20 protein-coding genes and 1 tRNA gene are annotated in these 25523 nt (G+C 40.8%); 8 read left to right on the top strand and 13 right to left on the bottom strand.

The genetic code is table 11. From position 1 onward, the window contains the following. Window positions 1–9: 9 nt before the first annotated feature. Window positions 10–1080 (bottom strand): PhoH family protein, encoded by a 1071-nt coding sequence (locus NYR63_RS01770; RefSeq protein ID WP_279457897.1) that lies wholly within the window; start codon window positions 1078–1080, stop codon window positions 10–12. Between the two features lie 8 nt (window positions 1081–1088). Then, window positions 1089–1817: a fatty acid metabolism transcriptional regulator FadR gene (fadR, locus tag NYR63_RS01765; protein WP_279457896.1), complete on the bottom strand. Its 729-nt coding sequence runs from the start codon at window positions 1815–1817 to the stop codon at window positions 1089–1091. 165 nt (window positions 1818–1982) lie between these two features. On the opposite strand from fadR, the gene nhaB reads away from it, so the two are divergent. The 3 genes from nhaB (at window position 1983) to metC (ending at window position 5429) form a co-directional block, all read left to right on the top strand. Then, window positions 1983–3524, top strand: coding sequence for a sodium/proton antiporter NhaB (nhaB, locus tag NYR63_RS01760; protein ID WP_279457895.1), 1542 nt, complete (start codon window positions 1983–1985; stop codon window positions 3522–3524). A 97-nt stretch (window positions 3525–3621) separates the two neighbouring features. After that, window positions 3622–4161: a disulfide bond formation protein DsbB gene (gene dsbB, locus NYR63_RS01755; RefSeq protein ID WP_279457894.1), complete on the top strand. Its 540-nt coding sequence runs from the start codon at window positions 3622–3624 to the stop codon at window positions 4159–4161. Between the two features lie 77 nt (window positions 4162–4238). Further along, window positions 4239–5429 carry a cystathionine beta-lyase gene (metC, locus tag NYR63_RS01750; RefSeq protein ID WP_279457893.1) on the top strand — a complete coding sequence of 397 codons (1191 nt, stop codon included), beginning with the start codon at window positions 4239–4241 and terminating at the stop codon, window positions 5427–5429. Between the two features lie 87 nt (window positions 5430–5516). Here metC and NYR63_RS01745 read toward each other — a convergent pair whose 3' ends face one another. The 3 genes from NYR63_RS01745 to NYR63_RS01735 all read right to left on the bottom strand — a co-directional run bounded on the left by NYR63_RS01745 (window position 5517) and on the right by NYR63_RS01735 (window position 8305). After that, window positions 5517–6605, bottom strand: a complete 1089-nt coding sequence (locus NYR63_RS01745; protein WP_279457892.1) for a 5-methyltetrahydropteroyltriglutamate--homocysteine S-methyltransferase — start codon at window positions 6603–6605, stop codon at window positions 5517–5519. A 130-nt stretch (window positions 6606–6735) separates the two neighbouring features. Beyond that, the gene (gene pyrE / locus NYR63_RS01740) at window positions 6736–7377 is read right to left on the bottom strand and encodes an orotate phosphoribosyltransferase (RefSeq protein WP_279457891.1); all 642 of its coding nucleotides are present in this window, start codon (window positions 7375–7377) and stop codon (window positions 6736–6738) included. An 85-nt stretch (window positions 7378–7462) separates the two neighbouring features. Continuing rightward, window positions 7463–8305, bottom strand: a complete 843-nt coding sequence (locus tag NYR63_RS01735) for a 23S rRNA (adenine(2030)-N(6))-methyltransferase RlmJ (RefSeq protein ID WP_279457890.1) — start codon at window positions 8303–8305, stop codon at window positions 7463–7465. A gap of 116 nt (window positions 8306–8421) precedes the next feature. Here NYR63_RS01735 and ampD point away from each other — a divergent pair, with 116 nt between their 5' ends. Beyond that, window positions 8422–8970, top strand: coding sequence for a 1,6-anhydro-N-acetylmuramyl-L-alanine amidase AmpD (gene ampD / locus NYR63_RS01730; protein ID WP_279457889.1), 549 nt, complete (start codon window positions 8422–8424; stop codon window positions 8968–8970). Between the two features lie 204 nt (window positions 8971–9174). Here the strand turns inward: ampD and rluA are convergent, their stop codons facing one another. The 3 genes from rluA to NYR63_RS01715 form a co-directional block, all read right to left on the bottom strand. Beyond that, window positions 9175–9843: a bifunctional tRNA pseudouridine(32) synthase/23S rRNA pseudouridine(746) synthase RluA gene (gene rluA / locus NYR63_RS01725; RefSeq protein WP_279457888.1), complete on the bottom strand. Its 669-nt coding sequence runs from the start codon at window positions 9841–9843 to the stop codon at window positions 9175–9177. A gap of 115 nt (window positions 9844–9958) precedes the next feature. Further along, a complete protein-coding gene (gene rapA, locus NYR63_RS01720) occupies window positions 9959–12868 on the bottom strand; it encodes an RNA polymerase-associated protein RapA (protein WP_279457887.1) in 2910 nt (969 codons plus the stop codon). A gap of 171 nt (window positions 12869–13039) precedes the next feature. Further along, window positions 13040–14365, bottom strand: coding sequence for an anti-phage deoxyguanosine triphosphatase (locus NYR63_RS01715; protein WP_279457886.1), 1326 nt, complete (start codon window positions 14363–14365; stop codon window positions 13040–13042). A 57-nt stretch (window positions 14366–14422) separates the two neighbouring features. Between NYR63_RS01715 and rlmD the strand changes: the two genes are divergently transcribed. The 3 genes from rlmD (at window position 14423) to ppx (ending at window position 19437) form a co-directional block, all read left to right on the top strand. After that, a complete protein-coding gene (gene rlmD / locus NYR63_RS01710; RefSeq protein WP_279457884.1) occupies window positions 14423–15754 on the top strand; it encodes a 23S rRNA (uracil(1939)-C(5))-methyltransferase RlmD in 1332 nt (443 codons plus the stop codon). 64 nt (window positions 15755–15818) lie between these two features. Further along, the gene (gene ppk1, locus NYR63_RS01705) at window positions 15819–17909 is read left to right on the top strand and encodes a polyphosphate kinase 1 (protein ID WP_279457883.1); all 2091 of its coding nucleotides are present in this window, start codon (window positions 15819–15821) and stop codon (window positions 17907–17909) included. Between the two features lie 13 nt (window positions 17910–17922). After that, window positions 17923–19437, top strand: a complete 1515-nt coding sequence (ppx, locus tag NYR63_RS01700) for an exopolyphosphatase (RefSeq protein WP_279457882.1) — start codon at window positions 17923–17925, stop codon at window positions 19435–19437. A 156-nt stretch (window positions 19438–19593) separates the two neighbouring features. On the opposite strand, the gene NYR63_RS01695 is transcribed toward ppx, so the two are convergent. From NYR63_RS01695 to NYR63_RS01680, 4 genes are all read right to left on the bottom strand, one after another. After that, window positions 19594–19669, bottom strand: a tRNA-Asn gene (locus tag NYR63_RS01695). Between the two features lie 94 nt (window positions 19670–19763). Next, complete coding sequence (gene moeB, locus NYR63_RS01690; RefSeq protein WP_279457881.1) at window positions 19764–20510, bottom strand: molybdopterin-synthase adenylyltransferase MoeB; 747 nt, start codon at window positions 20508–20510, stop codon at window positions 19764–19766. 9 nt (window positions 20511–20519) lie between these two features. Next, window positions 20520–21761, bottom strand: coding sequence for a molybdopterin molybdotransferase MoeA (gene moeA / locus NYR63_RS01685; RefSeq protein WP_279457880.1), 1242 nt, complete (start codon window positions 21759–21761; stop codon window positions 20520–20522). Window positions 21762–21950: 189 nt separating this feature from the next. Next, complete coding sequence (locus NYR63_RS01680) at window positions 21951–22193, bottom strand: hypothetical protein (RefSeq protein ID WP_126374916.1); 243 nt, start codon at window positions 22191–22193, stop codon at window positions 21951–21953. A 162-nt stretch (window positions 22194–22355) separates the two neighbouring features. On the opposite strand from NYR63_RS01680, the gene NYR63_RS01675 reads away from it, so the two are divergent. Beyond that, window positions 22356–24272 (top strand): ABC transporter ATP-binding protein, encoded by a 1917-nt coding sequence (locus tag NYR63_RS01675; protein WP_279457879.1) that lies wholly within the window; start codon window positions 22356–22358, stop codon window positions 24270–24272. 166 nt (window positions 24273–24438) lie between these two features. On the opposite strand, the gene NYR63_RS01670 is transcribed toward NYR63_RS01675, so the two are convergent. Beyond that, window positions 24439–25485, bottom strand: coding sequence for a YcjF family protein (locus NYR63_RS01670; protein ID WP_279457877.1), 1047 nt, complete (start codon window positions 25483–25485; stop codon window positions 24439–24441). Between the last annotated feature and the right edge of the window lie 38 nt (window positions 25486–25523).

Genomic DNA, 25523 nt, shown 5'->3' with positions numbered 1-25523 from the left:
TTTCAATCTTTAAAGTTGTTCCGCTTGTTCTAAAATTTTCTGTTGTTCCAAAGCGAGTTTTTCCAAACGACGTTGCTCGCGACGCTGTTCGTCTTCCGCTTCCCAAACATCATAGGCTTGTACAATTTTAGCCACCACCGGATGACGCACAATATCATGGCTGTCAAAATAATTAAAACTGAGATCAGGCACATCTTTCAGCACTTCCATCGCGTGTTTTAAACCTGATTTTTGACTACGAGGCAAATCGACTTGGGTAATATCGCCTGTAATAACCGCCTTTGAATTAAAGCCGATACGTGTTAAGAACATTTTCATTTGTTCCGTCGTAGTATTTTGGCTTTCGTCTAAAATAATAAACGCATCGTTTAAAGTGCGCCCGCGCATATAAGCAAGCGGTGCGATTTCAATTACATTGCGTTCCATAAGTTTTTGCGCTTTCTCAAAACCTAACATTTCAAATAACGCATCATACAACGGTCTTAAATAGGGCTCGATTTTCTGCCCGAGATCGCCGGGTAAAAAACCTAATTTTTCGCCCGCTTCAACGGCAGGACGAGTAAGTAAAATACGGCGAATTTCTTGTCGTTCTAATGATTCTACCGCCGCCGCTACCGCAAGAAAGGTTTTCCCCGTTCCCGCAGGTCCGATACCGAAACTAATATCGTGACTTAGAATATTTCTTAAATAGGCTTGCTGATGCTCGCCTCGAGGTTTAATAACTCCCCGTTTCGTTTTAATTGAAATCTCGCCTTGAGAACCGGATACCCATTGATTTTGCAATAACATTCGACTTTCTTGAATCGCCAAATGAATGTCTTCCAAATCAAGTTCTTTAATTTTACCTTTAATCGGCGCGGTATCGTTATAAAGTTGTTTCAATAACTTTGCCGCATTTTGAATCAAAGTCGCCGAATAATGATTATCCTCAGCGGATTGAATCGAAAAAGAGAAACCGTTACGAGCAATGACCAGATTAAAGCTCTTTTCAATTAAAGTTAAATGCTCATCGAACGCACCGCAAAGCGATTGTAAACGAGCATTATCCTGTGGTTCTAAAGTTAAGAGAATTTCGTTCAAAACATATCCTATTTTAGTTCACCGAAATTTTCCGGAATACTTTGTAAAAGTTTTCCCCAAATTTCGCTGCTTGATTGGCGATTTTGCGCCATAACCGCTGCCGCTCTTTCATGATCTTTCTCTCGACAAGCCGTGAGCAAATCACGATAGAATTTTAACGTCAATTGGCGACAAACCGGATCTGCAAAGAAAATACTCGCAACTTGATGATACATACCTTTGAAGCTATTTAAAATCAAGGCATATACCGGTTTGTTCGCCGTAAAAGTAAACTGCCTAAATAGACTATAATCAAAAGTTGCGAATGCTTCCGCCGTATCTTGCAAGTCATCCAATTGATTAAAAAATACGGTACACGCTTCCGCATTTAATTTTACCGCTTCCGGAATATAAGATTCCGCCATACGGGTTCTCAATGACACCACGTTTGCAATAATTACCGGAAGATATGATTTATCTAATTTAATAATCGTACCGATAATATTCGGCCCGGCCGTTTCCCACACATCATTGACTCGAGTTGGCTTACCATGTTGAATATGTAACCAGCCGTCACGCGCCAGTCTCTGCAAAACCTCTCGTAATGTTGTTCTCGTTACGCCGATTTTATCCGCCAACTCACGTTCGGCAGGTAAATCCGTTCCTGCCGGAAATTTATTATTCCAAATACTTCTGACAATATATTCTTCTGCAAGTGCTGCAGGACTTTGAGCTTTTAAAATATAAGAATTGTCCATGATATAAAATCCCCTGCTCCGCAAAAGTGATCAAAAAATTAAAAAAAGAAACGATTTTTATCTAAAATCAAAAAAAAACTCATAAAAAATGAGTTAAAAGCTATTATCCTTTAATCTAAACTGGATTACAATTAACAAAACTTATTATTTTAATGGAGGTTCTTAATGGATAGCTCAAACGCTATATTTAAAAGCTTTTTAGGTAAAGCTCCCGAATGGTATAAAATCTGTATTATTGCTTTTTTAATCATTAATCCTTTGATTTACTTTTTCATTAGTCCTTTCGTTGCCGGCTGGTTACTCGTTGCCGAATTTATTTTCACATTATCTATGGCATTAAAATGCTATCCGTTACAACCGGGCGGTTTATTAGCTATCGAAGCGGTTGTTATCGGTATGACTTCCGCTCATCATGTTAAAGAAGAAATCATGGCAAACTTTGAAGTAATTTTATTATTAATGTTCATGGTTGCCGGTATCTACTTTATGAAGCAATTGCTTTTATATGTATTCACAAAATTGCTTATCGCTATCCATTCAAAGAAAATTCTTTCTCTCGCATTCTGTTTAAGTGCCGCTTTCCTATCCGCATTCTTAGATGCCTTAACCGTGATTGCCGTTATTATTAGTGTCGGTACCGGTTTCTACGGTGTGTACCATAAAGTTGCTTCAGGTAACAGCTTCGAAGACTCTACGGATATTAGTAATGATGAAAAGATCATTACGAATAAAGAGATTCTTGAGCAATTCCGTGCGTTTTTACGTAGTCTTTTAATGCACGCAGCCGTAGGTAGTGCTTTAGGCGGTGTAATGACCATGGTTGGCGAACCGCAAAACTTAATTATCGCAGGTCAAGCGGAATGGGGATTCTTGGAATTCTTATTACGTGTTCTCCCAGTCAGTTTACCGGTATTAATTTGCGGTATTCTTACTTGTCTATTGCTCGAACATTTCAAACTCTTCGGTTACGGTGCGCGCTTACCTCGCCGCGTATGGGGTGTACTTGCACGTTATAACTTGTTAAAAGAACAACGTATGACACAACAAGATCACGTAAAAATGGCAATTCAAGCGTTAGCAGGCGTTTGGTTGATTGTCGGTTTGGCACTCCATCTTGCCGATGTCGGTATTATCGGTTTAACCATCATTATTATCTGCACGGCATTCTGCGGTATTACCGACGAACATGCAATCGGTCGTTCATTCCAAGAACCGATGCCGTTTACCGCTTTAATCGTAGTGTTCTTTACCGTTGTAGCGGTTATTGTTGATTTGAAACTATTTGAACCGATTATCAGTTTCGTACTGTCTGCCGATCCTCATTCTCAATTGGCATTGTTCTATGTATTTAACGGTTTATTATCAATGATTTCCGATAACGTATTCGTCGGTACGGTATATATTAATGAAGCGAAAACCGCGCTTGAATCGGCAATCATTAGTCGCGAACAATTCGATTTAATTGCGGTGGCAATCAATACCGGTACGAACTTACCGTCTGTCGCGACACCAAACGGACAAGCGGCATTCCTATTCTTGCTTACTTCACCGTTTGCACCGCTAATTCGTCTTTCATACGGAAAAATGTTATATATGGCATTACCTTATACGATAGTGCTTTCAGGTATCGGATTCTTATCATTAGAATTTTTACTGCCGCCACTTACCGAGTTAATGACTAGCTGGGGTTGGCTAATTACTCGATAATTAAAAAATCTCCTCTGAAAAATGGGGAGATTTTTTTTACGAAAACCGCATAAAATCGGGTACAATGGCAAAATGATTCAGACTAAAGGTACCTATTATGCTCAGTTACTTTAAAGAACTCTCATTAAATCGAACTGCATGGTTACTGCTTGCTTTTATTGCTTTCGCACTTGAAGCAAGCGGTATTTATTTCCAATACGGAATGGGATTAGTTCCTTGCGTAATGTGTGTTTATGAGCGTCTTGCTATTTTGGGATTGCTTATCGCCGGGCTAATCGGTGCAATTTCACCTCGCTTTTTCCTTACCCGTTGGTTAGGATTGCTATTATGGGGCTTTAGCGTATATAAAGGACTTGCGCTCGCCATTAAACATCACGATTATCAAGCAAATCCTTCTCCTTGGAATCAATGTGAGTTTAAACCGGAATTTCCACAAACAATGCCGTTTGATCAATGGTTTCCAAGCATTTTTGCACCCGGTCCGGTCAATTGTAGTGACAAACAATGGGAAATGTTCGGACTTGGTATGCCCGAATGGCTTATTGTGGCATTTTCTATTTTTGCACTGTTCTTTGTAATCGTTTTGCTCAGTCAGTTTAAACGAGCAAAACCGCAGTACCGTAGCGTATTTAGATAATCTTTACAAGCGGTCGAATTTTTGCAAAATTTTGCGGAGATCCGACCGCTTTTTTATAACTATAATAAGGAAATACAATGTCAAAATTCTCTCAGTTAGAAACGAAGTTAGTCCATGCCGGACGTAAATCTCGTTATACCCAAGGTTCTGTGAATCCTGTCGTTCAACGAGCCTCTTCTTTAGTGTTTGACTCGGTTGCACAAAAAAAGAATGCCACTCGCAATCGCTATAAAGGCGAATTATTTTACGGCAGACGTGGTACGCTTACTCATTTTGCCCTACAAGATGCAATGTGTGAATTAGAAGGCGGAGCCGGCTGTTATCTTTATCCGTGCGGTGCAGCAGCCGTAACCAATTCCATTTTAGCTTTTGTCTCGCAAGGCGATCACATATTAATGACCGGTGCGGCTTATGAGCCAACCCAGGATTTCTGCAACGTCATCTTAAAAAATATCGGAGTAAGTACCACTTATTATGACCCGCTCATTGGTGAAGGCATTCGCGCATTAATTCAACCGAATACCAAAGTGCTATTTTTAGAATCACCAAGCTCACTGACAATGGAAGTGCCGGATATCCCAACTTTGGTTCGAATTGCTCGTGACGTCAATCCGGATATCGTGATTATGATCGATAACACTTGGGCAGGCGGCGTATTATTCCCTGCACTTGAATTCGGCATTGATATTTCGATTCAAGCCGGTACTAAATATTTGGTCGGTCACTCTGATGTGATGATTGGCACGGCGGTAGCTAATGCGCGTTGTTGGGATCAGCTGCGCGAACGTTCATATTTAATGGGACAAATGGTCGATGCGGATTCAGCTTATACCACGGCACGAGGCTTACGTACGCTCGGTATTCGTTTAAAAGAGCATCAAGAACGTTCGATTCAGGTGGCACAATGGCTGGCACAACGCCCGGAAGTAAAAGCGGTATTCCACCCTGCTTTACCAAGCTGCCCGGGACACGAATTTTTCAAACGAGATTTTAAAGGGGCAAGCGGTCTGTTTTCATTTGAACTTAACCAAAAGTTAAACGATGAACAATTAGCTAACTTTTTAGATCATTTTGAACTATTTACCATGGCATATTCTTGGGGCGGCTTTGAATCCCTCATCTTAGCTAACCAACCGGAAGAAATTGCTCGCATCCGTCCGGCAATCGAAAGAAAATTAAACGGTACATTGATTCGAATTCATGTAGGCTTAGAAGCGGTTGAAGATCTGATCGCAGATTTAGAAAAAGGCTTCGAGCGTTTAAAATAACTTCTCTTATACGATAAAAAAGTGAATTAGGATTACGCCTAATTCACTTTTTTCTCACTATCTATGCAAAGTTATGCGAAGTCGAAATTAATCTTCGCCCCACACTTCTTTCGCAATTTCTTCCACGTGACGTACTTTCGCCCATTGCTGTGCTTCGGTCATCACATTGCCTTCTTCGGTGGAAGCAAAGCCACATTGCGGACTTAAGCAAAGCTGTTCAAGCGGTACATATTTCGCCGCTTCGGCAATACGTGCTTTGATCGCATCTTTATCTTCCAATTCAGGGAATTTTGAGCTCACTAAACCTAACACTACACGACCTTTATTATTCGCAAAGTGTTTTAACGGCTCAAAACCGCCGGAACGTTCATCATCATATTCTAAGAAGTAACCGTCATAATTGGTTTGACCGAACAAACCGTCTGCGATTGGATCGTAAGCGCCTTCTAACAAATAAGAAGATTTATAGTTACCACGACAAACGTGGGTAGTAATGGTTAAATCTGCCGGTTTGTCCGCTAAAATCGCTTGAATATTCGCAACCGCTTGCGCTTTATCCACTTCAAAGGTCGGTTGTTGATAGTTGTTGCAGAGCGATCCCCAATATACATCATCAATTTGTAAGTAACGACAACCTGCGTCATAGAATGCTTTAATCGCATCTTTATAAGCCTGCTGAACATCTTTAGCAAATTCTTCACGAGTCGCATAAACACCGTGATCCCATTGCACCGGATACATTAATTGGTTCGGGCTTGGAATAGTAAATTTTGCTACCGCTCTGCCTGCAACGATTGCGTTGAATTTTTTGAAATGTTCAAGGAAAGGGTGATTTGGATTCCAAGACACTTTACCGCAACAACGAGTGTTATACGGACGTACCGCTACGCCTTTAAACGCATAAGCTTTTTCAGGCACATAACCTTCGATACCGTTTAAATTTTCTAAGAAATCGATATGCCACCAAGAACGATGGAACTCACCGTCAGTTACCACTTGAATACCGGCTTCTAACTGTGCTTCAACTAATTTTTTAACTTCTTCTTCAACAATCGCATCTCGTGCTTCGAGAGAAATCAAACCTGCTTTGTAGTCTGCATGCGCTTTTTTCCAAGCATCGGTTCTTAAATATGAACCCACCGTATCCGCATGAAAAGGTAATGTTTTATGTGCCATTTTTACTCCGTATATTCGTATTTGTTATCACTGAGATTAATTTAAGGGAAATTTCAATTTCGAACAAGCCCGCTTCAGGCTTTTTCAGATGAAAGTTATCTGTATTTATGATGAATAAAATTCATAATAATTAAACGCCGTATTGTTCACGGTATGCTTTCATTGCAGCCAAATGCGGTGCATATTGCTCGGATTTTTCGATAAATGAAAGTAAATCGTCAAAATCAACGATTGAGAAAACTTGGCAGCCGTAATCACGTTCCACTTCTTGAATCGCAGAAAGCTCGCCTTTGCCCTTTTCTTTGCGGTTTAACGCAATCAATACACCGGCTAATTCCGCTTGGTTTGCATTGATAATTTCCATTGATTCACGAATTGCCGTGCCGGCGGTAATTACGTCATCAACCAATAAAATACGCCCTTTTAAAGGTGAACCGATAAGATTACCGCCTTCTCCGTGATCTTTCGCTTCTTTACGGTTAAAACAGCAAGGTTTGTCCACATCAAATTGATTGACTAACGCAACGGCAACCGTAGTCGCAATCGGGATACCTTTATAAGCCGGCCCGAAAAGGACATCAAAATTTAGACCGCATGCTTGAATCGCTTGCGCATAAAACTCGCCGAGTTTGGCAAGATCTCTACCGGTATTGAATAAGCCCGCATTAAAAAAGTAAGGGCTTTTTCTACCCGACTTTAGGGTAAATTCACCGAATTTTAAAACATTACGGCTTAATGCAAATTCAATAAAATCGTGTTTATATTGTTCCATTTTGTTTCCTTATATAAAAAAACCACAGATAACACGGCTTTTCACGGAAACTTCCGTTTATTTGTGTTATCTGCGGCTAATCAAATTATTCCGGCGTGATCCAACTCACTGTCCAAGATGCCGTTCCTTCCGGAACCAGCACTTCCGCAAGATATGGAAGTACTTTTTTCATCTGGCTTTCCAATTGCCAAGGCGGGTTAATCACAATCATACCGCTTGCGGTCATACCTCGTTGATCCGAATCCGGACGTACCGCAAATTCAATTTTTAGAATCTTACGGATTCCGGTATCCACTAAACCGCGCACAATACGTTTAGTATGCTGACGTAACACCACCGGATACCAAATCGCATAAATCCCCGTAGCAAAACGTTTATAGCCTTCCTCAATTGCTTTTACCACCAACTCATAATCTTCTTTTAATTCATACGGCGGATCGATTAACACAAAGCCACGACGCTCTTGCGGCGGTAATGCGGATTTTAATTGCTGAAAACCGTTTTCACGCTTAGTCACCACATTTGGTTTCTTGGCAAACTCTTGGCGTAATAACGGGAAATCGTTCGGATGTAACTCGGTTAAAATCGCACGATCCTGCGGGCGTAACTGATTTACCGCCAATAACGGCGAACCGGCGTAATAACGTAATTTCTCACCTTTATTAATTTTTTTCAGTTCATCAATATATAATGCGACTTCTTCCGGTAAATCCGTACGTTCCCATAAACGAGCAACGCCTTCTAAATATTCACCGGTTTTCTCCGATTCCGCACTAAAGAGACTGTATCTGCCGACACCGGAGTGGGTATCAAGATAAAGAAAGCCCTTATCTTTCTGTTTTAATGATTGTAAAATCAACAGCTGAACAATATGTTTCACAACATCGGCGTGGTTGCCTGCATGGAAGCTATGGCGGTAACTAAGCATAATTCTCTCTTTTTTCAATACGTTAATTCGTTAATTTTAACACGGAATAGCACGGAAAACACAGAAATGTCATCGTAATTTCAGCGAACATTATCCGGCATCTTATAAGGCATAATATGAATCTTACTATTCAAAACGGTAAATTAATTTACCAACGACAAGTTCCATCTCCACACTTTAATCCGCGACCTCGAGAAAATGACATTTCATTACTGGTTATTCATTATATTAGCCTACCGCCGGAACAATTCGGTGAGAATTTTATCGATGATTTTTTTCAAGGACAGTTAGATCCGACCATTCATCCTTATTTTGCAGAAATTAAAGATTTGCGTGTTTCGGCACATTGCTTAATTAATCGAGAAGGCAAAATTACTCAATACGTAAATTTCAACGATATGGCATGGCACGCCGGGCTTTCCGAGTTTGATGGACGTGATAAATGTAACGAATATTCGATAGGGATTGAATTGGAAGGCAGTAATAACCAACCCTTTACCGAAGCGCAATATCAATCATTAGCGCAATTAACCAAAGCATTGATGAATGAATATCCGCAAATTAACTTACAGCGGATTGCCGGGCATTGTGATATCGCTCCGGAACGTAAAATCGATCCGGGACAATATTTTGATTGGACTTATTACAAGACATTAATTGCTTAAAACATCATTATCAGCAACTATTAGTATAAAAAAACGGCTAGGAGTAAATCCTAGCCCAATATATTAGGAATGAATAAAATTTTCTAAGTCATTTGGATAATGACCCGTTCTATAATAAGGGTGGATTATTATAGAACGAAAATATTGTAAGTAATTATTCAACATATGTAAATATTATTTACAAAATAATTTGAATTACGCTTATTAAAATTCCGCTTGAGCGGTAAAAGTCATCGGCTCGCCGGTTATCGGATGGGTAATCGATAATGATTCTGCATGCAAGCACAAACGAGGCGATAAACTTTTGGCTAACGGATTAGCATAAAACTTATCCCCAAGAATTGGATGTCCTAATGCAAGCGAATGTACTCTTAGCTGATGTGAGCGACCGGTAATCGGGGTGAGTTTTACTCGAGTAGTATTATTCGGTAAATGCGCTAATACTTCGTAATGCGTAATCGCCTTTTTACCTCGTTCATAGCAAATTTTCTGACGAGGGCGATTTTCCCAGTCACAAATCAGTGGAAAATTCATCTCGCCGGTATCGCCAACCTTTTCGCCTAATTTGCCCCAAAGCAAAGCAATATAATGCTTTTTCGGCTCTCTCTCACGAAATTGACGCTTTAACTCTTTCTCCGCCGCTTTACTGAGGGCAAATAACAGAATACCGCTGGTTGCCATATCCAAACGGTGGGCCGGTTCGGTAAAGCCGTATTTCTGCTGTACACGGGTCATTGCACTGTCATAATACTCCGGACGATTGCCCGGTACGGAAAGCAACCCACTCGGTTTATTAATCACTAAAATATGATTATCACGATAAACTTCCGTTAAAAACGGTTCAAGCGGAGGATGATATTCAATTAATGCCATTTTTGTTACCATAAAAAACACGGAATGGACGAATATAAGAAACAAGCGGTGAATTTTGAACTTTTTTCTGTAAATTCACGCTTGCCTTGTTTCCGTCTATTCCGTGATAAATACGCTATTCTCTATTACTTACAATGACACGTAAGCTGTCTAAACGCCAATTCGCTAATGCAATTTGATTCAGCGATTCGACACGTTGTTGTTCCAATACTTCAATTTCATCGGCACGGATATTTTTATTCACCGCTTGTAACGAGGTCAAACGGTGCAATTCCGCACTTAATGTACTATCCGCATCTTGGCTGGCTTTTTCGATTAATTCCGGTAATTTGGCTGCGATTTTTTGCTCGCTGATACTAATTAATTTCTTAATATCCGCTTGCGCCATCTTCGCAATTTTATTTGCCATTTGTTTATTCACCGGTTTTAACTGCTTTTCAAGCCCTGCAAACGACACCTGAGCCGCCATATCGTTACCTTTATTATCTAATAGGACACGTACCGGTGTCGGCGGTAAGAAACGGGTCAGATTCAAGCCTTTCGGTGCTTGTGTTTCCACCATATAAATCGCTTCAAGCAATAAAGTACCTGCCGGTAAGTTTTTATTAATCAGTAACGAAATTGCCGATTTACCGATGTCGCCGGAAGTAATCAAATCAATACCGTTACGAATCATTGGGTGATCCCAAGTTAAGAACTCGACATCTTCTCGCATTAAGGCAAGCTGACGATCAAAGGTGACCGTCGTACCGTCTTCCGCAATGCCCGGGAAATCAGGTACAAGCATATGACCGGTCGGGCTAATCACGATAGATTGCTCGCCTAAATCTTCCTGCTCTAAGCCGATAACATCAAATAAACTCAAAGCAAAATTGACTAAATGCGGGTTATTATCTTCTTTTGCGATCGCTTCAGCCAGTTCCTGTGCCGCTTCACCGCCATTTGAATTGAGCTCAAGTAAACGATCTCGACCTTGCTCCAATTCCGCTTTCAACTGTTGTTGGCGTTTAAAGGTTTTTGCAAGAAATTCGTCAAATCCGACCGCTTGCGGGTTCTTCAGGAAGATATCCAACTCTTCGCCGAATTCACGGAATAACGCAGCACCCATCGGGCAAGTTTCTTCAAACGCATTTAGACCTTGATGATACCAAGTCGCTAATATCATCTGCATTGAATTTTCAAAACATGGTACATGAATCTGAATATCATTTTTCTGACCGATACGGTCTAAACGTCCAATACTTTGTTCCAACAAGTCCGGATTATCCGGTAAATTGAACAACACTAAATTGCTGGCGAATTGGAAGTTACGACCTTCCGATCCGATACTTGAACTAATCAAGACCTGAGCCCCCTCTTCCATTTGTGCAAAATAAGCGGAAGCTCTGTCTCGTTCTACAATCGACATTTTTTCATGGAACACCGCCGAACGAATAGCTTCACGTTCACGTAGAATTTGCTCAAGCGCAATTGCCGTATCCGCTTGCTTACAAATGACTAAGATTTTCTCGTCACGGTGATTTTTCAGGGAAGTAATCAACCATTCGATACGAGGGTCAAAATCCGCCCATTTTGCCGCCGGATTCATACGTTGGAATAAACGTTCCGGATAAAGCTGATCATCTTTGGTTACACCGCCCATCATCCCCATCACTTTTAACGCATTGGTATATTGACTCGGCATTTCCAAGGTAATTTGATGATAAACACGATGAGGGAAACCCTTCACGCCCTGGCGCGTATTACGGAATAACACTCGGCTGGTACCGTGTCGGTCAATCAGCTCACGAATCAATTCTTGACGCACTTGCAAGCGGTCATTTTCTTTCGATTTTTCGCTATTGATCACTTTAAACATCGGTTCGGTATCTTTCTCACTGAGTAATTCCGCAATGCTATTTTGCTCTTCATTGCTTAACGGTTTGTCATTCAGTAAGCTTGCTACCGCATCCGCCACCGGTTTGTAATCTTTTTGTTCGGCAACAAAGCTGTTGTAATCATAGAAACGATCCGCATCCAATAATGCTAAACGGGCAAAATGGCTTTCTTGCCCTAATTGCTCAGGCGTTGCAGTGAGAAGCAATACTGCCGGGGTTTGTTTGGATAAACGCTCAACAAATTGATAGCCGACACTCGGCTCGTTTTCCGACCATGCTAAGTGATGCGCTTCATCCACGATGAGCATATCCCAATTGCTTGCCAAGACTTGTTTAGCTCGATTCTGCGAACTTTCCAACCAGTCGATTGAAGCGATGACTAACGATTCGCTATCAAACGGGTTTTCGCTGACGTCATTACCGTCTTCATCCGCTTTATCAAAATCGCTACAACGCTCTTCATCAAATAATGAGAATTTCAAGTTGAAACGACGTAACATTTCAACTAACCATTGATGTTGCAAGCTTTCCGGCACAAGCACTAATACACGTTCTACTCTGCCGGAGAAAAGTTGTTGCTGTAAAATCATCCCCGCTTCAATGGTTTTACCTAAACCGACTTCATCCGCTAATAACACACGAGGCGCAACACGCTGACCGACTTCTTTAGCAATATGTAATTGGTGCGGAATTAAGCTCGCACGAATACCTCGCATACCACGTAACGGCGATTGAAATTGTGCTTGTTGGTGCTGTAATGCTCGATAACGTAAAGCAAAACGGTCAGAACGGTCAATTTGTGCTGAAAATAAACGGTCTTGCGGCTTGCTGAAGCTTACTTTATGGTCTAACTGCATTTCAGGCAATACCGCTTCTTCACCGGAATCCGCTCGCTTACCTAAATAGATAATAAAGCCTTGGTTTTCAACAACCTCTTCAACATCTAACTGCCACCCCTCTACACTATTGATTCGATCGCCTTTTTGAAATTGTACTCTTGTTAAAGGGGCGACCGAAAGTGCATAAATACGCTCTTCTTCTGCTGCCGGGAATTGAATGGTAACGGTACGATTATCACTTGCTGTTACGATACCTAAGCCTAAATTATTTTCTGATTCGCTAATCCAGCGCTGACCTACTACGAACATTTTGGGGTTATTTCTCCTATTTATAAATTATTATCTATTCTAGCAAATTTCACACTTCAAGCGGTCGGATTCTTACGTGATTTTGCAAATTTTCAGCGAAAAGAAACCGCTTTATAAATAAAGCGGCTATCGAATAAACAATTCGGATTTTCGAGCCGATAAATTACCGGCTTATAAACTTTGATAAAGCTTAAATGCCTGTCCGTCCGACATACCTGCCAGATAATCGCAAATTATCCGAGGGCGTTTTGACGGTGTCGATTGTTGCCAACGTAATGCGACATTTTGTGGTAATAAACGCTCCGGATCGGTGCTTAACATATCAAACAACGCCATTAAAATTCGCTGCCCTTTATATTCCACTCTCTGCGTTTTCACATCGCAAATCACATATTGGTAAACAAAGCGTTTTAAAATTTCCAGCACACATTTCACATCGTCCGGCAAATAAGCGTTAAAACGTAATAACGGCTCATCGAAACCCGCCTGCTCTCGCCATTTTACGTTGGTCACAAAATAATTAACCAACGCCCCGATGACATCTTTACGTTCATAGCGATGTTGGGAAAATAATTTTTGGCTAAGGGTCAGTAAAATCGCTTTAATCCAGCCGGAAGAACATTTCGCTAATTGTTGCTCCGCCTGTTGCCACGATTGCGGCGTGACCATTCCGCCGGCAATCGCATCTTCCAAATCGTGTACGCCGTAGGCAATGTCATCGGCAAGTTCCATAATGCTGCAATCCAGCGATTTATATTGCGTTTTATGCGGTTCAAGCGGATCTTCGCTGAAACTTATCGTACGTAGCAACTTACGATCTTGCTCGCTTAACGGCGCCAATACCCAATCAAAAAAGGTTTGATCATCGCTAAATATGCCTTTACAGGTTTTGAATTGGTGCAGGTTGATATAAGGCGACTCGGCAAATTGCGGGCGTATTTGCGGCTCGGTTTCCTCAAGCAATGCCGGATATTTAATAATGCCCAACAAGGTTCTGCGCGTGAGGTTCATACCGTGTTGCGGCGTATAAGGCTCGAGTTGGGTAACGATCCGAAACGACTGGGCATTGCCTTCAAAACCGCCATACTCTCGCATTTTATAATTAAGCGCCATCTCGCCGCCGTGTCCGAACGGCGGATGCCCGATGTCGTGAGCGAAACAAAGCGATTCAATCAAACTGCGAGACGGCAATAAAGCGGTCAGATTTTCAGCAAAATTTGCAAATTTTTGCTCGGAAACGACCGCTTGAAAACCTTGTGTGTCTTGCAATAATTTGGCACGGATACTACTGCCAATCTGTGCCACTTCGAGCGAATGAGTCAAACGCGTACGATAAAAATCGTCTTCGCCAACCGCATGAATTTGTGTTTTAGCTTGTAGGCAACGAAAGGCTTCGGAATGTAAAATTCTCGCGCGATCTCGCTGAAACGGCGAGCGGTGGTCTTGTTCCCGCTGTTTATCCGCCAAAAAACGTTCGGTCCAAACATTCGAAATCATCTTTTCCCCTTTTTCATATATAATAACTGACTTTACGAATTTGATTTTACACTAAAAATGGCACTGTTCTACTCTGAAAAAACTGCAAAACAGCAAGCAAAAAAATCGGCAAAAACGACCGCTTGTCCGCCAGTTACCATTCAATCTTTGGACTACCAAGGTTTAGGCGTGGCAAAAATTAACGGTAAAACGTGGTTTATCGAAAACGCCTTACCTAACGAACAAGTTGAAATCCGTATATTGGAAGAAAAACGCCAATACGGGCGGGCTAAAGCGGTTAAAATTTTAAAGCCATCCGCCGAACGCCAACAGCCGAGCTGCGCGCTCTACGGCAAATGCGGCGGCTGCCAAATGCAACATATTCCGCTGGATTTACAGCGAGAAGCCAAACAGCGTGCACTTTTTCAACGTTTACAAAAACTGCAATCACAGCCGATTGAGTTTCAGCCGATGATTGTCGGCCACGATAAAAACTATCGCCGCCGAGCAAAACTCAGCATCGCGTTACAAAATAATCAGTTAGCGATTGGTTTTAGAATGCAAAATTCAAACCAAATCATACCGCTTGAACATTGTGAAGTGTTGGCCGAGCCGCTTTCTCAGCTTATCAAACCGCTACAAAGCCTATTTAACACTTGGCAGAACAAAAAGACGCTTGGGCATATTGAACTGGTTCAAGCGGATAATACGATTGCGATGTTGGTGCGTAACGTCGGGCAATTCCATCCGCAAGACAGCCGAAACTTGCAACAATTTGCCGAACGGCATTCACTTTCATTGTATGTGATGACCGCTGAAAACGACATCGTTCAATTAAGTGGTGAAGTGCCCTACTATCAAATGCACGGTATTAAGCTGGGCTTTTCGATTCGTGATTTCATTCAAGTGAATGGCAACTTAAATGAAAAAATGGTGGATAAAGCGTTGGAATGGCTTAATCTTTCCGCCCAAGACCGAGTACTGGATTTATTCTGCGGTATGGGCAACTTCACCTTGCCGATTGCCAAGCAAGCCGGCTTTGTTGTGGGTGTAGAAGGTGTTGAGCCGATGGTTTCACAAGCCAAGCAGAATCGTGATACAAGCGGTCTAAAAAACGTAGCATTTTACCAAACCAACCTAGACGAACCTTTTGCCGATAAAACGTGGGCAAGCGAACCGTTTAACAAAGTTTTATTAGATCCGGCACGTAACGGTGCATTTTTCTGTTTGGATCACTTAGCCGCACTGAATCCCGAAACAATCGTCTATGTGTCCTGTAATCCTGCCACATTAGTGAGAGATGCGGAAAAACTGATTCAAGCCGGTTATAAACTGCAAAAAGCGGCAATGATCGATATGTTTCCGCATACCGGACATTTGGAATCTATATCACTGTTTAGCAGTCATTAAACTGTCATAAGTTTTTGTCAGAATAATGTCCTCAAAAAATGAATATATTTAATGAGGACACTTAATGTTAGTTTTCAAAAATAAACATAAAGAAGCAAGATATACAGCAAAAGAATTAAGCTGGTTGGCATTTAATGAGCGTGTTTTGCAAGAAGCGGCGGATGAAAGCAATCCGCTATTGGAACGTATTCGTTTTTTAGGAATCTTCGCCTCTAATCTGGATGAATTTTATCAAGTTCGCTTTGCCAATTTAAAACACCAATTACTGATCATTCGTAAACAAGAGTCTTTACCCGCCAAGCAGATTCGATCTCATTTAAAGAAAATCCAAAAGCGTACGGAACAGTTAAACGAAAAATTCGAGGAATTATATAATCGTTTAATGTTACGCCTGGCAAAACATCAAATCTTCTTAATTAATGAAAGCCAACTTTCTACTTTTCACCAAGATTGGTTGAAAGACTATTTTCGAAAAGAAATTAAGCAACAAATTTTTCCGATTATTTTAAATGAAGAAATTGATTTATCCGCATCTTTAAACGCACACAATTCAAACCTGATTGTCGAACTTAAGAAAAACAAAAAAACCTCCCAATTAGCTGTGCTGCCGATTCCCTCATATAAACTGTCCCGTTTTGTCGTATTGCCGAAAGAACGTTACAAACGCCATCAGCGCATTATTTTATTAGATAATATTATTCGTTTTTGTGTGGATGAAATCTTCTCAAATTCCGCTTTTGACTATGATGAAATTACCGTCTATTCCATTCGTATGACGCGCGATGCGGAATATGATTTGGTTACCGAGGTGGAATATAGTTTATTGGAGTTAATGTCTTCCAGCTTGAAACAACGTATTGCCGCCCAACCGGTTCGATTTTTATACGAAAAAACAATGCCGAAAGATTTGTTAAAACTCCTCAAAGAACGCTTGAATATGAGTAATTTAGACTCTATCGAGGCCGGTGAACGTTATTTGAGTTTCAAACATCTACTGCAATTTCCGGATCTCGGCAAAAAAGAACTACTCAATACGCCGTTACCGCCGATTCGTCATCCGCAAATTAAAGAAGGCTACCCGATTTTAGATGCAATCAGTAAACGAGATATTTTGCTTTATTATCCGTACCATAGTTTTGATGCGATTTGTGAATTATTTCGCCAAGTTTCGTTTGATCCGAATGTTATCTCGATAAAAATCAATTTATATCGTGTAGCTTCCCGCTCACGTATTATCCAAGCGTTAATTAATGCGGCGAATAACGGTAAAAAGGTTACGGTAATTATTGAATTACAAGCTCGTTTTGATGAAGAAGCGAACATACATTGGGCTAAAATGCTTACCGATAATAATATCAAAGTAGTATTTTCATCGCCGGGTTTTAAAATCCATTCCAAGCTCTTTTTAATCAGCCGTATGGAAGAGGGCAATTTAATGGAATACGCACACGTAGGCACAGGAAATTTCCATGAAAATACCGCAAAAATTTATACGGATTTTGCTCTACTGACGAAGAACCCGAAAATTACCAAAGAAGTTAAAAACGTTTTCCGTTTTATTGAAATGCCTTTTAATCCGATTAAGTTTGATCATTTATTGGTTTCTCCGGTAAATGTTCGTAAAAACTTAACGGAATTGATAAGACGAGAAATCAAAAATGCGAAAGACGGCAAAAAAAGCGGTATGATTTTTAAAATCAATAATTTGGTCGATCAGGAAATTATTGATTTACTGTACGAAGCCAGCCAAGCCGGTGTAACGATAAAAATGATTATTCGAGGTATGTGCGCATTACGTGCCGGAATGAAAAATCTGAGTGAAAATATTCATATTATCAGTATCGTAGATCGATTCTTAGAACACCCTCGCGTTTATTATTTTGAAAATGAAGGCGATCCGGACGTATATATTTCATCCGCAGATTTGATGACTCGTAACTTAGACCGCCGCATTGAAGTAGGTACGCCGTTATATGACGCTCACGCAAAACAATGTGTGATCGATATCTTGAATATCCAACTTGCGGATAATGTAAAAGCTCGTATTATTGATGCGAACGAAAAAAACGAATATGTTCATAATGACAAGCCGATTTGTCGTTCTCAGATTGCCATTTATGAATATTTAGCAAATAAAGCCAACACTAAAAAGTAATTAGGGAGTTATGATGAACACAGAAAAACCGGCTGAAAACCTAGCACACTTTGCCGCCGTAGATTTAGGTTCCAATAGTTTTCATATGATGATTGTCCGTATTGTTAATGGATCAATTCAAGTATTATCTCGTTTAAAGCAACGTGTACAGCTCGCGAACGGATTAGATAACAACAATCATTTAAATCAGGTCTCAATTCAACGAGGCGTAGATTGCTTAGCACTATTTGCCGAACGTCTTCAGGGGATTCCGGTTGAAAATGTACGTACTGTAGCCACCTATACGCTTAGAACAGCCGTTAATAATCAGGATTTTTTAAAAGCCGCCAAAGCGGTTTATCCTTTCCCTATTCAAGTAATTTCCGGTCAAGAAGAAGCCGAATTGATTTATTCGGGCGTTTCTCACACCCAACCGGAAAACGGTCGCAAAATGGTAGTGGATATCGGCGGTGGCTCGACAGAAATGATTATTGGCGATGGCTTTACCTCATTACGCTGTGAAAGTCGCCATATGGGATGTGTGAGTTTTGCTAAAGCATTCTTTAAAACTGACAAAATTAATGAAAAACAATTTCAGAAAGCGCAAAAAGCCGCTTTAGCAAAAATTGAAGATTTGGCTTGGGATTACCGTAACTTAGGTTGGCAAGCCGTGTTAGGTTCATCCGGTACGATTAAAGCTATCAGCCAAGTGGTGCAAGCTAATTACCATAGCGATGTGATTACCGCCGAACATTTGCAAAAAATTATTGAACAAGTCTTAAAATTTGACAGTTTGGATAAACTTAAGATCGATGGATTGGAAGACGATCGCATCGCCTTATTTTTACCGGGATTGGCTATTTTAAGTGCGGTATTCGAAACCTTTGGTATTGAGCAAATGCGTTATTCCGACGGTGCGTTACGCGAAGGGGTAATGTACGGCTTAGAACAAAGTTTTCAAGTGGACGATATCCGCCAACGTACGGTAAACAGCTTAATGAAAAACTTTGCAATTGATCGATCCCAAGCCACTCGCGTCAATCATACCGCTGAAGTATTGGCTAAAGCATACGAGCGTTGGCATCATCCGGAACAATTCGACGAAATGCTTCGAATCTTATCCTCCGCCGCCCAATTACATGAAATCGGATTAGTACTAAATCATAGCAAAGTACAAAAACATTCCGCTTATATGTTAAAAAGTTTGGATTTACCCGGTTTTGCACTGGAACAAAAACAGCTTTTAGTTAATTTAGTCCGCTTTCACATTAAGTCTTTCAAAGCGTTAAATTTACCTAAAGACGGCTCATTCCATAAAAAGGATATGCTTGCCTTAATCGTACTATTGCGCTTAGCCGTAATTATCAATCGTTCTCGTCAAGCGGCGGAACTTACTGATAACTATACTTTACACGTCAATCACGGCGGAGAAAATTGGACATTAGAATTTGAAAAAGATTATCTGGAACGCAATCCGTTAGTGTTGAATGATTTAGCGGAAGAACAAATGACATTAAAAACGATTGGAATTCAATTTAATTATAGATAGTCAATCAGTTTCAATTTGAGAAAGGCATAGAAAAAAAGAAACCCCGTAGAAAACCTACGGGGCAAATTCTTTTGTTCTAATTCTGGAGGTATGAATCACTGTTTTATAAAAGGAGACAAATAAAACAAGAACAAAAGCAAAACTAAAGGAAATTAGTGGCTCCTCCTGCGGGACTCGAACCTGCGACATATGGATTAACAGTCCACCGTTCTACCGACTGAACTAAGGAGGAACATTTCGGAAAAAAATAATATCGCTAAACCGTTTTAGCGTCAAACGCTATAACCTAACTTGTCAATTCTTTTCAATTCTTGAACATTACCTTTCTATCCACAACAAATCTCACAATTTTGAAGTTTTGGTAGCTTCATTTCCCTTACTGAAAAATGTAAGCCGTCAATCATCAATAATTTTCCGGAGAGACTTTTGCCGATATTCAACAATAATTTAATCGCTTCCAACGCCTGCAAACTGCCGACCACACCGACAATCGGTGCAATCACGCCGGCTTCCACACAGCTTAAAGTGCCGTCACCGAATAATTGACTCAAACAGCTATAACAAGGCTCGTTTTCCGCATAAGTAAAGACTGAAATTTGCCCTTCAAAGCGAATTGCCGAGCCGGAAACAAGCGGTCTTTTTTGCGCAAAACATTGTAAATTCAGCTGATTTCTCACCGTAACATTATCGGTACAGTCCACCACTAAATCCACTCGCTCAATCAACTCGGCAAATTCGGCATCACTACATTGTTTATTAACCGCTTCAAGATTAATATGCGGATTGATTTGGCTTAAACGCATTTTTGCCGATTCCACTTTAGGCTGACCGATATTGGCATCCGTATGCAAAATTTGGCGCTGTAAATTGGATAATGAGACCTCATCAAAATCAACCAAGATCAAATGCCCGACACCGGCTGAAGCTAAATATTGCGCGGCACTACAACCCAAGCCGCCCAGCCCGACAATCAATACACGGCTGGCTTTTAGCTTTTCTTGTCCGTCAAAATCCACACTTTTTAAAATAATTTGACGGTTATAGCGCAACATTTCCTGATCGCTAAGTTCCATATTCACTCACTATCTCAATAAACTGTTAAACGGCTGAATCGTCACTTTTTCACCGGCATTCACATTGCCTCGTTCCGCTTCTAATACGATAAAGCAATTACTTTCGTAAAAGGCACTGAAAATATGCGAACCTTGCGAACCGACCGGACGAACCGCTACTTCGCCCTGTTGATTCACATAATAGAAACCGCGTTGGAAATCTTGTCGTCCCACCATTTTTTTCAAATTCGTATCCGCTATAGCGGTTAAATTTTGGGTAAGATTTGCGATGCGTTCGGCATTTACACCGGCTAATTTAGCTAATGCTGGTTGCACCAGTTGGTAAAAGGTGACTAAAGCGGAAACCGGATTACCCGGTAAACCGAAGAACCAAGCGTGTTGCAATTTACCGAAAGCAAACGGTTTGCCCGGTTTCATCGCAATTTTCCAAAAACCGATTTCACCCAGTTTTTCTAACACCTCTTTGGTGAAATCCGCTTCACCGACCGACACACCGCCGCTGGTAATTAATACGTCCGCTTGCTGTTGCGCTTGAGTGAATGTTTGTTCAAACACCGCAGGCTCATCCGGTAAAATACCAAAATCCAAAATCTCACAATTCAGTTTTTCTAACATTAAACGCACCGCAAAACGATTGGTATCATAAATTTTACCTTGTTCTAGCAGCTGACCAACCGAAGTTAATTCATCGCCGGTGGAAAGAATCGCCACTTTTAAACGGCTAAATACCGGCACTTGCGCAATACCTAACGAAGCTAACAACGGCAAAGTGGTTACATTTAATAAACTGCCTTTTGCCAATACCGATGCATCTTGTTTTACATCTTCACCGATTCGGCGAATGTTTTGCCCAAGCTTCGGCATTTTGCAAAATTTCACTAAAATTTGACCGCTTGTAAGTGTCTCTACTTCCGCTTCTTCTTGCATCACCACTACATCACAGTCTGCCGGCACCATCGCCCCAGTCATAATGCGAACACATTCGCCGGCTTTTACTTCGCCGTTAAACGGATTACCGGCAAAAGATTTACCGGCAACGGTTAAGTATTCAAATTGAGCAAGATCCGCTAAACGACACGCATAGCCATCCATTGCGGAATTATCAAAACTAGGCACGTTAATCGGGGAAAAAATATCTTCTGCCAAAATACGATTGGCACATTGATTTAGCGGTAAATTTTCGATTTTAGTCGGGGAAGGTAAGCGTTCCAACATATTGGCTAACGCTTCGGATAAAGGAAGTAATGCCATAACTATTTATAAGTACCTTAAAATGTATAAAACGATAAAGGGCGTAAATACGCCCTTTTAAAAATATCTATTGCTACTTTGATTGTTCTCTAAGTTTAGAGATTCTCTCCGCTTCTTTTTTTAAATAGTGGCTAAAATAGATAAGCGCACAACTTGCAATTAATAATAAACCAATAAATTCATAATTCATCACTTATCCTCCTCTATTATTGATAATTCACGTATTCTCTCACGGATAACCTTGGCTACGATTAGACACCAATAAGCAATAAAAAGCAAGACTACTGCATTTATGCTTTTGAATATAAATCCCTCTTTTCCGAAAAGTAATACAGGAATAGCTAAAACAGCAACTTTAGCAAAATCTTCCAACATTCTCGCCCAAGCTTCTATCGTTTCTTTTTTAGTTGGGAAGCAAAATAAATTCCACATAATTTCTCCTTTTTTTCATCGTGAAAAATGTAAAAAGAAGATGAATAAAACGCCAGTATTTTGGTGCTATTTTGCGATCAAAATCGCAAAACTCACAAACGGCATAAAATAAGGTAAAATAGCTGAATTTTGTAAACTTATCCTCAAAACAGACCGCTTATAATGATTTTTTTCACCGATCTTATCTTAAAACGTGGACAATCCGTCCTTTTAGAAAATACCTCCGTCACCATTCATACCGGTCAAAAAGTTGGACTGGTCGGCAAAAACGGTTGTGGTAAATCTTCACTTTTCGCTTTAGTGAAAGGTGAATTACAACCGGAAGGCGGCGATGTTTCTCTGCCGAAAAACTGGGCGATTTCTTGGGTAAATCAAGAAACACCGGCACTTGAAATTTCCGCATTGGATTATGTAATCCAAGGTGATCGCGAATATACCGGTTTAATGAGCCAATTAGAAAAAGCCAATCAAGAAAACAATGGTAACCAAATTGCGATGATTCACACCCAGCTGGATACGATTGACGCATGGACGATTCAAGCCCGTGCAGCAACCTTGTTAAACGGTTTAGGCTTCACTAACGAACAACTTGCTTTACCGGTAAAATCATTCTCGGGCGGTTGGCGTATGCGTTTGAATTTAGCACAAGCGTTGATCTGCCGTTCTGATTTGCTGTTACTTGATGAACCAACTAACCACTTGGATTTAGATGCGGTGATCTGGCTGGAAAAATGGCTGACCAATTATCGAGGTACGCTATTGCTCATTTCCCATGACCGAGATTTTCTTGATCCGATAATTGATCGCGTGATTCATATCGAAAATCAGCAGCTAAATGATTACACCGGTAACTACACTTCATTTGAAATTCAACGAGCAACCAAAATCTCGCAACAAAATGCCGCTTATGCACAACAGCAACGTAAAGTTGCTCATTTACAAAGCTTTATCGACCGTTTTAAAGCCAAAGCAACCAAAGCGAAGCAGGCACAAAGCCGTATCAAAGCATTGGAAAAAATGGAACTGATTGCGCCGGCTTATGCGGATAGCCCGTTTGAATTTGAATTCCGTCCGCCGCTCGCTTTGCCAAGCCCGTTATTAATGATGGAAAAAGCCAGCGCAGGTTATGGTGACAAAACCATTTTAGAATCGGTTAAGTTAAATTTAGTGCCCGGCTCACGTATCGGTTTACTCGGGCGAAATGGCGCGGGTAAATCCACGCTGATTAAATTACTCGCCGGCGAATTAGCTCCGCAAACCGGACATATTCAATTAGCTAAAGGTGTGCAATTAGGTTATTTCGCTCAACATCAAGTGGATACATTACGCTTTGATGAAAGTCCGTTATGGCATTTACAAAAAATTGCGCCGGAACTAACCGAACAAGAGGTGCGTAATTATTTAGGAGGCTTTGATTTTAAAGGCGACAAAGTAAAACAAAATGTCGGCTCGTTTTCCGGCGGAGAAAAAGCCCGTTTAGTGTTAGCGTTAATTGTATGGCAACGCCCAAATTTACTGTTGTTGGACGAACCGACCAACCATTTAGATTTAGAAATGCGTCAAGCACTCACCGATGCGCTCACTTATTATGAAGGCTCGCTAGTAGTGGTTTCGCACGATCGTCATTTATTGCGTAGTACGGTAAATGAATTTTATCTAGTACATGATAAAAAAGTGGAAGAGTTTAAAGGCGATCTGGAGGATTACCAAAAATGGCTGAACGAGCAAAATGCGCTTGAAGCTGCAAAAAATTCGGGAAATTCGACCGCTTGTACAGAGGAAAAAGCAGATAATAGTGCGGCAAATCGTAAGGAGCAGAAGCGTTTAGAGGCGGAGTTACGCCAACAAACCGCACCATTACGCAAAAAGATCACACAGTTAGAGAAAGATCTTGAAAAAGCGAGTGAAAAGCTAAATCAGTTCGAAGCATTACTGGCTTCAAGCGAGATCTATGAAGCGGAAAATAAAGCGCAACTAACAGAAACGCTCGCAAAGCAAATCGAAGCAAAAAAAGCCGTTGAAGAAATCGAAATGGAATGGCTAGACTGCCAAGAACAGCTTGAGGTATTGCTCGGCTAATTTTGCTTCCTTGGTGCATTTCTGAAATCCTAGCATGACAAAGCCGTACTAGGGCTGGAAATTCCAAATAACAAGCGGTAGGATTTGCAACTTTTTTTGCAAACCCTACCGCTTATTTTCATTTCCATACATTCCGTGGCGATTAAAACACTAAGCCACGAAATATCTATACCTTCTCACTCACCTTTTCTTCAGCTTTCGCAAAAATCGTGTTTTTAACCGAAGTTAATAATTGTTGGCGAATGGCAGAAAGTTTCGGTTTTTCGCCCGCTTGGAAAGCAACCGGACGGCAAAACTCCATCGCTTTAATGCCTAATCTTGCAGTAAGTAAACCTACACCAATGCCCTGTGCGGCACGTAACGAAAGTTTAGCGGTTAGATTTTGTGAGAAGAATTCCATACCGACATCGCTCACCACTTCAGTTGCACCGGCAAACACCATATTGGTTAATACCATCTTGAATAATTTCAAACGGCTGAAATAACCTAATTGCATACCGTAGGTTTTACTAATTTTATTAACCAATGCAATATTTCGCCATGCGACTATCAACACATCCACAACGGCTAACGGGCTAACCGCTACGATAATTGCATTTTCAGTCGCACTTTTTGAAATCATTTTTTTCACTTGCTTATCAAGCGGTGTGAGCACAGTTTCACTAAATAGGTAAAGTACTTCTTTTGCATTGTAAGCCTCATTTAATTGGCTTTGCCAACGCTGTTGCGAATGTTGTACGCTTGGCACATTTTTTAAATTCGCTACAACCTCATTGCAAAAACTTACCGCTTTTTCACCGCTTGTCGTTGAGAGTTCTGCTAAAAGTAATTGTTCGCTTACTTGCTGTTGTTGCTGATGATGACGTAAAAAAACTAACTTCCGCCATTCGCCGATAATCGCAACCACGCCGGTTAAACTGATTAAGGCAAACACAATTGCAAAAGCAAAATAAATCCATTGACTAGCTTGGAAGGTATCAATTAGCCATTGTACACTTTGTGCAATCACGGCAATGCTAAACAATCCCAACGCAAACAGTAATACTCTTACCCAAAAACGCGACGGCTTTAGGCTTTCTTCAACAATTAATTCCGCCTCAACCTCTTGATATTCCTCTTCAATTTGAATATCTTCCGAAGCCTCAAATTCCTGTTTCGCCACAAATTGTTGTTCGGTTGTGACTTCTTGTTCACTAAATATTTGTTTCTTCATTGTTTTCTCTTTTCAATTAACCACGGAATACACTCACA

This window comes from Actinobacillus genomosp. 1, from assembly GCF_029774175.1.
GTDB lineage: Bacteria > Pseudomonadota > Gammaproteobacteria > Enterobacterales > Pasteurellaceae > Actinobacillus.
Note: the sequence above shows the minus strand (reverse complement) of the source record. Positions and strands in the feature narration are given on the sequence as shown.

What these genes read in the sequence shown, in the direction of transcription:
- NYR63_RS01675 (WP_279457879.1), top strand. Translation starts at nt 22,356, where the DNA reads ATGATTTTTTTCACCGATCTTATCTTAAAACGTGGACAATCCGTCCTT.
- rluA (WP_279457888.1), bottom strand. Translation starts at nt 9,843, where the DNA reads ATGGCATTAATTGAATATCATCCTCCGCTTGAACCGTTTTTAACGGAA.
- NYR63_RS01735 (WP_279457890.1), bottom strand. Translation starts at nt 8,305, where the DNA reads ATGCTTAGTTACCGCCATAGCTTCCATGCAGGCAACCACGCCGATGTT.
- NYR63_RS01670 (WP_279457877.1), bottom strand. Translation starts at nt 25,485, where the DNA reads ATGAAGAAACAAATATTTAGTGAACAAGAAGTCACAACCGAACAACAA.
- metC (WP_279457893.1), top strand. Translation starts at nt 4,239, where the DNA reads ATGTCAAAATTCTCTCAGTTAGAAACGAAGTTAGTCCATGCCGGACGT.
- ppk1 (WP_279457883.1), top strand. Translation starts at nt 15,819, where the DNA reads ATGTTAGTTTTCAAAAATAAACATAAAGAAGCAAGATATACAGCAAAA.
- nhaB (WP_279457895.1), top strand. Translation starts at nt 1,983, where the DNA reads ATGGATAGCTCAAACGCTATATTTAAAAGCTTTTTAGGTAAAGCTCCC.
- dsbB (WP_279457894.1), top strand. Translation starts at nt 3,622, where the DNA reads ATGCTCAGTTACTTTAAAGAACTCTCATTAAATCGAACTGCATGGTTA.
- pyrE (WP_279457891.1), bottom strand. Translation starts at nt 7,377, where the DNA reads ATGGAACAATATAAACACGATTTTATTGAATTTGCATTAAGCCGTAAT.
- ampD (WP_279457889.1), top strand. Translation starts at nt 8,422, where the DNA reads ATGAATCTTACTATTCAAAACGGTAAATTAATTTACCAACGACAAGTT.
- rapA (WP_279457887.1), bottom strand. Translation starts at nt 12,868, where the DNA reads ATGTTCGTAGTAGGTCAGCGCTGGATTAGCGAATCAGAAAATAATTTA.
- NYR63_RS01745 (WP_279457892.1), bottom strand. Translation starts at nt 6,605, where the DNA reads ATGGCACATAAAACATTACCTTTTCATGCGGATACGGTGGGTTCATAT.
- fadR (WP_279457896.1), bottom strand. Translation starts at nt 1,817, where the DNA reads ATGGACAATTCTTATATTTTAAAAGCTCAAAGTCCTGCAGCACTTGCA.
- NYR63_RS01715 (WP_279457886.1), bottom strand. Translation starts at nt 14,365, where the DNA reads ATGATTTCGAATGTTTGGACCGAACGTTTTTTGGCGGATAAACAGCGG.
- rlmD (WP_279457884.1), top strand. Translation starts at nt 14,423, where the DNA reads ATGGCACTGTTCTACTCTGAAAAAACTGCAAAACAGCAAGCAAAAAAA.
- moeA (WP_279457880.1), bottom strand. Translation starts at nt 21,761, where the DNA reads ATGGCATTACTTCCTTTATCCGAAGCGTTAGCCAATATGTTGGAACGC.
- ppx (WP_279457882.1), top strand. Translation starts at nt 17,923, where the DNA reads ATGAACACAGAAAAACCGGCTGAAAACCTAGCACACTTTGCCGCCGTA.
- NYR63_RS01680 (WP_126374916.1), bottom strand. Translation starts at nt 22,193, where the DNA reads ATGTGGAATTTATTTTGCTTCCCAACTAAAAAAGAAACGATAGAAGCT.
- moeB (WP_279457881.1), bottom strand. Translation starts at nt 20,510, where the DNA reads ATGGAACTTAGCGATCAGGAAATGTTGCGCTATAACCGTCAAATTATT.